Genomic DNA, 5,793 nt, shown 5'->3' on the forward strand with positions numbered 1-5,793 from the left:
TCGTCCTGGAATGGGCTGGCGGGATTGGGTCAGGCTCGGCGGGGCCGCGGGTCGGGCTCGGCTGTGGGTCGCGACAACTGGTTCGGGTGGTGGCCCGATTTGCTCCGGTGGGCTGGGCGGGACTGGACGATGGGGAAGGGTGAGTGGGCAGCCAGCCGGCAGGCGAAGCGGAGCGAGCCGGTGTCGGCGGGAGCTGCGGGCCTCAGCCCACCACTCAGGTGCGACATCCAGATTTTGATCTTGAAGTTGGCTCGGCGGAGGCCACCCTTGGTGGGCCGCCTCCGCCGGGATCAGCGCGATCAGTCTTCGGGCTTGTCGTCCTTTTTATCCAGATTGTCTAGCTCGGAGATGTCCCAATCCAGGGACGTCTGGGCGAAGACCTCGGGGTTGGCGAAGTCCTCGTCGGTCGGGAGCAGGTCGGGGTGGCCCCACAGGGCGTCGCGGCCGGCGATGCCTCGGTGTTCGGCCACCGCGGCCCACAGGGCGACCGCCTCGCGGAGGCGGCGTGGGCGCAGCTCGAGGCCGACCAGCGCGGCGAAGGTCTGCTCGGCCGGACCACCCGCGGCCCGGCGGCGGCGGAAGGCCTCGCCCAGCTTGACGACCGACGGCAACCGGTCACCGGCGGCCGAGTCGACCACCTGCACCACCCAGCCCTCGATCAGCGCCAGCGCCGTCTCCAGACGAGCCAGGCTGGCCTTCTGCTGCGGCGTGTCCTCCGGCGTGAAGATGCCCTCGAGCGCCATCGCCTGCATCGACTCGGGGTCGGACGGGTCGACTCGGCTCATCGCCTCCTCGATCGCCTCGCGGTTGACCGTGATGCCGTTCGCATAGGTCTCGACCGCGTTGAGGACGTGGGCGCGCAGCCACGGGACGTGCTGGAACAGGCGCTGGTGGGCTGCCTCGCGAAGCGCCACATAGAGCCTGACCTCGTCTTCCGGGAGCTCCAAGCCCTCGCCGTAGGCCTTGATGTTGGCCGGGACCAGCGCAGCGGTGCCGCCGGGGCCCAGCGGGAGGCCGATGTCGCCGGCCGAGAGGACCTCCGCCGCCAGCTGGCCGAGCGCCTGGCCGAGCTGACCGCCGAAGAGCGCGCCGCCGAGGGTGGCGACCATCGACTGCATCGGGCCGAGCTGGGCTCGAGCCTCCTCGGGCACCAGGTCACTCATCGCGCCGACCATGCGGCCCGCGATCGGGTCGCACAGCTTTTTCCACACCTCGAGGGTGTTGTAGATCCACTCGTTGCGGTTCCACGCGACGGCCGAGCGGATGCCGCTCGGCAGCGTGGAGGCAGGGTCGAGCCAGAGATCGGCGAGCCGCAGCGACTCCTCGACCTGGTTGCGCTCGACGATGGTCACCGCCGGGTCGCCGGCGCCGGTGAGCTGGCTCGCCGCCACCTGGCGGGCGAGGTCCCAGTTGACCGGGCCACTGCTCGAGCTGGCGAACATCTGCTGCAGCTGAGCCATGAACTGCTGCATCTGCTGCGGGTCGGAGGGGTCGGGCGGCTGTGCGCCCGGCAGGGAGAAGCCGAACGGGATATCAGGCACGTGGTCAACGGTACGCGCGAAAACGACTCCCGGTACCGATGCAGGTGTCAGCTCAGAGAGAACTCAGGGTGGGTGGGTAGTCTCACGCGCATGAGACGTCGCGGTGTCACGGTAATCCTCGGCGCCCTGATCACCGCACTGCTCGCCATCGGGGTCATGGCCGTCCCGATGCCTTATGTGGTGTTGAAGCCCGGGCCGACGGTGAACACGCTCGGTTCGGACAACGGCAAAGAAGTGATCCAGGTGACGAAGGCGACCACCACCGAGTCGAAAGGCCAGCTCCGGCTGACCACGGTGGGCGTGCAGAACGACGTCGAGCTGGTCTGGGCGGTGCGCGGCTGGTTCAGCTCCGAGCAGGCCGTGGTGCCGCGTGACGTGATCTATCCGCCGGACCAGACCCAGAAGCAGGTCGAGGAGCAGAACGAGCAGGAGTTCCAGGACTCGCAGAGCAGCGCCGAGACGATCGCGCTGCGCAAGCTCGGATATCCCATCACGACCTTTGTGGCGGGGGTCACCGCCGGTGGCCCCTCCGAGGGCAAGCTGGCCAAGGACGACGTGATCACCACCGTCGACGGCACGCCGGTGACCAGCCCGCAGAAGCTCACCGAGCTGATCCAGGCCAAGCCGGCCGGCACCAAGCTCACGATCGGCTACACCCGGGCCGGCAAGGCGGCCACCGCGGCCGTCACCACCGCGGACGACAAGGGCACGCCGCGGGTCGGCGTGCAGGTCGACAAGAAGCAGCCGATCCCCTTCACGGTGAACATCGACCTGGGCGAGATCGGCGGGCCGAGTGCCGGGCTGATGTTCACCCTGGGCATCATCGACAAGCTCAAGCCGGAGGACCTGACCGGCGGCAAGATCATCGCGGGCACCGGCACCATCGACGACGAGGGTAACGTCGGCCCGATCGGTGGCATCCCGCAAAAGTTGGTGGGCGCGCACGACGCCGGCGCCCAGATCTTCCTGGTGCCCAAGGACAACTGCGCCGAGGCGCTCCGCAACGCCGTGCCCGGGCTGCCGATGGCCGAAGTGGCCACGGTGGACGACGCCCTGGCCGCCCTGACCGCTTTCACCTCCGGGAGCACGCCCAAACCGTGCTCCGCCTCTTGATAATCCCTACGGGAGCCTACGTTGGTCATGCGTAACAGTCCTCTGCCGAGGATGAGCCGGCGCGGTCGCGTCACCGTCGGCGTCCTGGTCGGGGTCTTCCTTCTTTTCACACTGCTGGGCTGGGGCATCGACGCGTACACCGATCTGCTCTGGTTCCGCGAGGTCGACTACGCCGGTGTGTTCACCGGCAAGCTGATCACCCGTCTGCTGCTGTTCCTGGCGGTCGGGCTGGCGATGGCGCTGCTGGTCGGCGGCAACCTCTATCTGGCGTACCGGCTGCGACCGCTGCTGCGCCCACACTCCGCCGAGCAGGCCACGCTCGAGCGCTACCGGATGGTGATCGCGCCGCGGCTCGGCACCTGGATCACCGTGATCGGGCTGATCATCGGCTTCTTCGCCGGGCTCAGCGCGCAGAACCAGTGGAAGGCCTGGCTGCTCTTCCAGAACGCGCAGCCCTTCGGCGTCCGCGACCCGCAGTTCAACGTGGACATCGGCTTCTACGTCTTCGACTACCCGCTGTGGAAATACCTGCTCGGCGTCGGCTTCACCGCGGTGGTGCTGTCGGTGATCGGCGCGCTCGCCGTGCACTACATCTTCGGCGGGGTGCGGCTGCAGGGCGTCGGCGACCGGATGACCTCCGCCGCCCGGGCGCACCTGACCTCGCTGGTGGCGCTCTTCGTGCTGCTCAAGGCGATCGCGTACATCCTGGACCGGCGGGCGCTGCTGCTCGAGCAGCACGTGTCGCCCGGGCTCTACGGCGCCGGTTACACCGACGTCAACGCGCTGCTGCCGGCCAAGGAGATCCTCGCGTACATCTCGATCGTGGTGGCGATCGCGATCGTGGTGTTCTCCAACGTGGTGATGCGCAACCTGGTCTGGCCGGGCGTCTCGCTCGCCCTGCTGGCCATCTCGGCGGTGGCGATCGGCGGCATCTACCCGCTCGCCGTGCAGAACTTCACCGTGCAGCCGAGCCTGGCCGACAAGGAAGCGCCATACATTCAGCGCTCGATCGACGCGACCAGGGCGGCCTTCGGCCTCGACAGCACGGCGGTACGCGATTACCCGGCCTCGAACACGAAGGCGCCGGCGAACCTGAACACCAACGCCAGCGCGCAGAACGTGCGGCTGCTCGACCCGCTGCTCACCTCCGAGGCGTTCACGCAATCGCAGCAGGTGCGCGGCTTCTACAACTTCGGCGAGAAGCTGGACGTGGACCGCTACACCGTCGGGGACACCACCCGCGACTACGTGGTCGGTGTCCGCGAGATAAACGACGAGGCGCTCACGCCGCAGCAGAAGAACTGGCTCAACCGCCACACGGTCTTCACCCACGGGTACGGCCTGGTCGCCGCGCCCGCCAACCAGGTGTGCAGCGGTCTGCCGTTCTTCGTCTCCGGCTTCCTCGGCGACCAGCAGACCAACTGCTCCGCCACCAGCGAGCAGATCCCGGTGCAGCAGCCGCGGGTCTACTTCGGCGAGCAGTCCACGGAGTACGCGATCGTCGGCCAGACCGATGAGAAGCGCAACGTCGAGTTCGACCGGCCGCAGCCGAACGACAGCAACTCCGAGGAGCGCTTCACCTACGACGGCGAGGGCGGGGTGCCGATCGGCTCCTTCTTCCGCCGCCTGGTCTTCGCGATCAAGAACACCGAGAGCAACTTCCTGCTCTCCGACGCGGTCAACGACAATTCCCGACTGATGTACGTGCGGGACCCGCGCTCGCGAGTCGAGAAGGTGGCGCCGTTCCTGACCATCGACGGTGACCCGTACCCGGCGGTCGTGGACGGGCGCATCCAGTGGATCCTGGACGGCTACACGACGTCGTCGAGCTACCCGTACTCGCAGAAGATCAACCTGCAGCAGGAGACCCGGGACGAGACCACGAACCAGGGCACCTTCGCGCTGGCCCGGGACGACGTCAACTACATGCGCAACTCGGTCAAGGCGACCGTCGACGCCTATGACGGCACGGTCAAGCTGTACGAGTTCGACGACAAGGACCCGATCCTGAAGGCCTGGAACAAGGCGTTCGGCGGGGACCTGATCGTGCCCAAGGCGCAGACGCCGGCCTCGCTGGTCGCGCACTTCCGCTACCCGGCCGACATGTTCAAGGTGCAGCGCAACCTGCTGGCCCAGTTCCACGTGACCAACGCCGGCGAGTACTTCTCCGGTCAGGACTTCTGGCAGGTGCCCAACACGCCGGACGCGCCACAGGCCGGGATCAAGCAGCCGCCGTTCTATCTGAACGTGCAACTGCCCGGCCAGGACGCGACCAGATTCCAGCTCACCTCGGCGGTCACCCCGCGCAACCGGGACAACCTGGCGGCGCTGATCTCCGCCTCCTACGTGCAGGGACAACCGCGCCTGGAAGTGCTCGAACTGCCCGATCAGACGGCGATCCCCGGGCCGGTGCAGGTCCATCAGCGCATGGCCAACAACGCCACGGTCCGGTCCGCCCTCACCCTGCTGTCCAACAGCAACCAGTCCCAGGTGCTCTACGGCAACCTGATCTCGTTGCCGGTGGGTGAGGGCATGCTCTACGTCGAACCGGTCTATGTGAAGGGCAGTCAGCAGAACGCGGTGCCACTGCTGCAGAAGGTGCTGATGGCCTATGGCGACGGCAGCACGTACGTGGTGCTGGCGGACAACCTCCAGCAGGGCCTGCAGGCGCTGATCGCCCAGGGCCAGGCGTCCGGCACGGGCACCAATCCACCGAACACCGGCGCGGAGAATCCACCGCCCAACACCGGCACCAACCCACCGGCGCTGACCGGCCAGCTGGCCACGGCGGCGCAGGAGGTGGACAACGCCATCACCGAGGTGAAGGCGGCCCAGCAGAGCGGTGACTTCGCCAGATATGGCCGCGCGCTGCAGAACCTGGACACGGCGATGACCAAGTGGCAGGACGCCCAGCGGGCGGCGGGCCAGACGGTCACACCCAACCCGTCGGCGAACCCGTCCGCGAGTGCGCCGTCGAACCCTGCCCCAACCCCTAGCGGATGACGTTTTCCCTGGTGGGCCGCCTTGTGGGGGGGGGCAACGGGGGGGGGTTTGGCGCAGCCTGGAGGGGTGGGCGGCCGTTTGCCCAACAACATAGGGGGGGGAAGATCGGTGGTTTCGTGGGCTCATCACCCAGAGG

General features: G+C 68.0%; 3 protein-coding genes. 2 read left to right on the forward strand and 1 reads right to left on the reverse strand.

What is annotated here, in order from left to right; genetic code table 11:
- Nucleotides 1–299: 299 nt before the first annotated feature.
- Complete coding sequence (locus ACZ6TI_RS26235; RefSeq protein WP_465347780.1) at nucleotides 300–1,541, reverse strand: zinc-dependent metalloprotease; 1,242 nt, start codon at nucleotides 1,539–1,541, stop codon at nucleotides 300–302.
- A gap of 90 nt (nucleotides 1,542–1,631) precedes the next feature.
- Here ACZ6TI_RS26235 and ACZ6TI_RS26240 point away from each other — a divergent pair, with 90 nt between their 5' ends.
- Nucleotides 1,632–2,654, forward strand: coding sequence for a YlbL family protein (locus ACZ6TI_RS26240; protein ID WP_465347781.1), 1,023 nt, complete (start codon nucleotides 1,632–1,634; stop codon nucleotides 2,652–2,654).
- A gap of 51 nt (nucleotides 2,655–2,705) precedes the next feature.
- Nucleotides 2,706–5,657 carry a UPF0182 family membrane protein gene (locus tag ACZ6TI_RS26245; RefSeq protein ID WP_465347782.1) on the forward strand — a complete coding sequence of 984 codons (2,952 nt, stop codon included), beginning with the start codon at nucleotides 2,706–2,708 and terminating at the stop codon, nucleotides 5,655–5,657.
- Nucleotides 5,658–5,793: the final 136 nt, after the last annotated feature.

The organism is Actinoplanes sp. NPDC051388, assembly GCF_055586225.1.